Source organism: Planctomycetia bacterium, assembly GCA_034440135.1.
GTDB lineage: Bacteria > Planctomycetota > Planctomycetia > Pirellulales > JALHLM01 > JALHLM01.
In genome coordinates, this window is the sequence record JAWXBP010000424.1 from 1 (window position 1) to 2,958 (window position 2,958).

General features: G+C 62.7%; 2 protein-coding genes. Both read right to left on the reverse strand.

Annotated features, from left to right (window positions below; translation table 11 throughout):
- A partial coding sequence (locus SGJ19_24665) for an MFS transporter (protein ID MDZ4783452.1) occupies nt 1–1,181 on the reverse strand: 1,181 nt, incomplete at its 3' end.
- 114 nt (nt 1,182–1,295) lie between these two features.
- Nucleotides 1,296–2,777, reverse strand: coding sequence for a sigma-54-dependent Fis family transcriptional regulator (locus tag SGJ19_24670; protein MDZ4783453.1), 1,482 nt, complete (start codon nt 2,775–2,777; stop codon nt 1,296–1,298).
- Between the last annotated feature and the right edge of the window lie 181 nt (nt 2,778–2,958).

The window sequence follows — 2,958 nt, forward strand, 5'->3', positions numbered from 1 at the left end:
CCGACGGCGCTGCCGCGCCGTTCGACCGGCACGAAATCGTACAGCCCGGCCCAGATGTTGGCGTCGTAGATGCCTTTGAAGAACCCGAAACAGGCCATGGCCGGAATCAAAATGGCGAGTTGCTGTGTCCAACCGCAAAGAAAGATAAACGGCGCGCCGCAGAGCAGGCCCAACGCTTGCACGAAGATGCGTCCGCCCGCGGAACGCTTGCGAAACGCATCGGCGCTGGCGCCGCCGACCAATGCGCCGAACATGCTGGCGACTTGAATATAGAACGTAGCGCTAAACCCGGAGAGCGCCAGGTCCATCTTGTACTGCTCTTTCAGAAACGACGGCATCCAACCAAGAAAGACCATCGCCACGCAATTTGCGCCGATGAACGCGGCCATCAGGCAAAGCGCCGTGGGGCGCTTACTCAACTCGACCGCCACGCGCCCCAAATCGACCGTGGTCAGCAAAACCTCGCGCGGCAATTCGCTCCAAGGGACAATCGGCCGCACTGCCTGGGGCGGAACCGTTTCGCCCGTCTCGATAGCGAGATTTCGCTCCGCCTCATCCCGCGCCGGCTCGCGAATGAACCACGCCAGCACCAGGCCCAGCACGCAGCCTGCCACGCCAAACACGACGAACGGAAACTGCCAGCCAAAATGTTGGGCCATCCAGCCCGCGAGCGCGCCGCCGCCGATCGTGCCGGCGTAAACACTCGTCTGATGCAATCCCATCGCTCGGGATCGTGTTCGCCGATCGTGATAGTCGCTGACTAGCGACATCGACGCCGGGAAATAAAACGTCTCGCCCAATCCTTCCGCGCCGCGCACCAGCACGAAATGCCAGACCTTGGAGCAAAGTGCTGTGAAGCCGGTGACGATGCTCCAGACATACAGGCCGCTGAGGATGATTCGTTTCCGCGGGAAGCGATCGACCACCAGCCCGGCGAACGGCGCGGTCAACGCATAGACCCACATGAACGCGGAGACGATGCGCCCTTGCTGCGTATTGGTCAGGTTGTACTCGCTCTTGAGCACCGGCAGGATCGCCGAAATCGCGGTGCGATCCGCATAGTTGAAGAAGCAGATGAACCAGAGCATCGCGACGACCGACCACTTATAGCCGGGCCCGACAACTGCGCCGGCATTTGGATTTCGCGATGCGGTCGACGGACTGACGTAGGGATTGCTCACAGTCGAGAAGCACCAGCTCGGGGCGAAGGGCGGCGAACCGGAATTGTGTCATCCGCGCCGGGTGCTCGCAACCGCCTGAAGCGTGATCTCGCGAGAAATATCGACCGCGGCGCGTCACCCGTCGTTCGTCGGCATGCCGAGTTGGCGCATTTTGCGATACAGGTTCGAGCGGTGCAGGCCGAGTTGCCGCGCCGCCTCGCTCATATTGCCGCGATTGCGGTGGATCACCTGCTGGATGTATTCGGACTGGTATTTTTCGGTCGCCTCGGCCAACGGCTGGTCGGACTCCAGCAGCCCACGCGATTGGCTCCCTGGCGACATGATGAACGCCAGGTCTTCGGCTTCGATCTTGTCCCCGTCGGACATATAGGCGAGCCGCTCCATCAGATTCCGCAACTCGCGGACATTGCCCGGCCAGGTGTGCGCCTCCAAGCGACGCTTGGCCACGGCGGACAACTTCGGCACGCGGCGCCGCGCCTTCCGGCAAAAGTCTTCCAAGAAGTGCTCCGCCAGCAGCAGCACGTCCTCGGGACGGTTGCGCAGCGGCGGTAGCTCAATCGTCACCACGTTCAATCGGAAGAACAAATCCTGGCGAAACTTCTTCGCGCGTACCATGTCCGCGAGGTTCTGATTTGTCGCGGCGATCACCCGAGCATCGGTGTGAATGGGCGTCGAACCGCCGACACGGACGACGATTTTTTCCTCCAACACGCGTAGTAGCTTCGCCTGGCCGGCCAGACTCAAATCGCCGATCTCGTCCAGAAAAATCGTGCCACCGGAGGCCAACTCGAACTTGCCTGCCCGGGTCTGATGCGCGTCGGTGAAGGCGCCTTTTTCGTGGCCGAATAGCTCGCTTTCCAGCAGCGTTTCAGTGATCGCCGCGCAGTTGATCGCCACGAACGGCTGGTAACGCCGATTGCTCAGATAGTGAACGGCTTGGCTGACGACCTCTTTGCCGGTACCGTTTTCGCCGAGGACCATGATCGCCAGGTCGGTAATCGCCACGCGGCGAATCGCCGAGCGGAGCGCCTCGATCGCCGGGCTGTTGCCGACCAAGCGAATGCCCTGCGCCGTTTCGTCCGCCAATTGCTTGCGGGCGGTGAGCAGCTTCTGGCGTTCGTCGGTGTTTTCCAGCGCGACGGCCGCGTGGGCCGCGAGTTCGATGAGCGCCTCTTCGTCGTCGTCCGTGAAATTGCCTTGCAGCTTGTTGATCATTTCGAACGCGCCGAATAACTCGCCGGCCCGACCGCGCAACGGCACGCAAAGCAGTGTGCGCGTTTCATAGCCGAGTTTTTGATCGACCCGGCGATCAATCTGCGCCTGATTGTCCGCCAGATCGACGCGCCGTGATTCCCCGGATTGCACGACCTGCCCGACGATGCCTTTATCGTCCGGAATCCGCAGTTCGCCCCCCGCGACGCCGAGGGCCGGCCGGCCGACCAAGCTGCGATTCGGCTTGTCCCATAGAAAAATGCTAGCGCGATCGGCGCGGAGCAGCTTCGTCGCCGCCTCGGCCATCTGCACCAGCAGCGGCTCCATCTCCTGTGTCTGGTTCCACTGGTGCGTGATCTCCAAAATGGTCCGCAACCGTTCCAACCGCTGCCGTTCGCTGGAACGGCGTCGCGCCTGGCCAACGATCTCGCCCAGCGGCCCTGGCAGTACGCTCGCTGCCCGCTGCGGACCTCAGCGCTGCGCTGCTCGATCGGCGACGCCGAGCCGCACGGCGGCCGCGTCGCCGTCGGCGAGGTGTTCCGTGGACGGCGCGACACGCGTATCC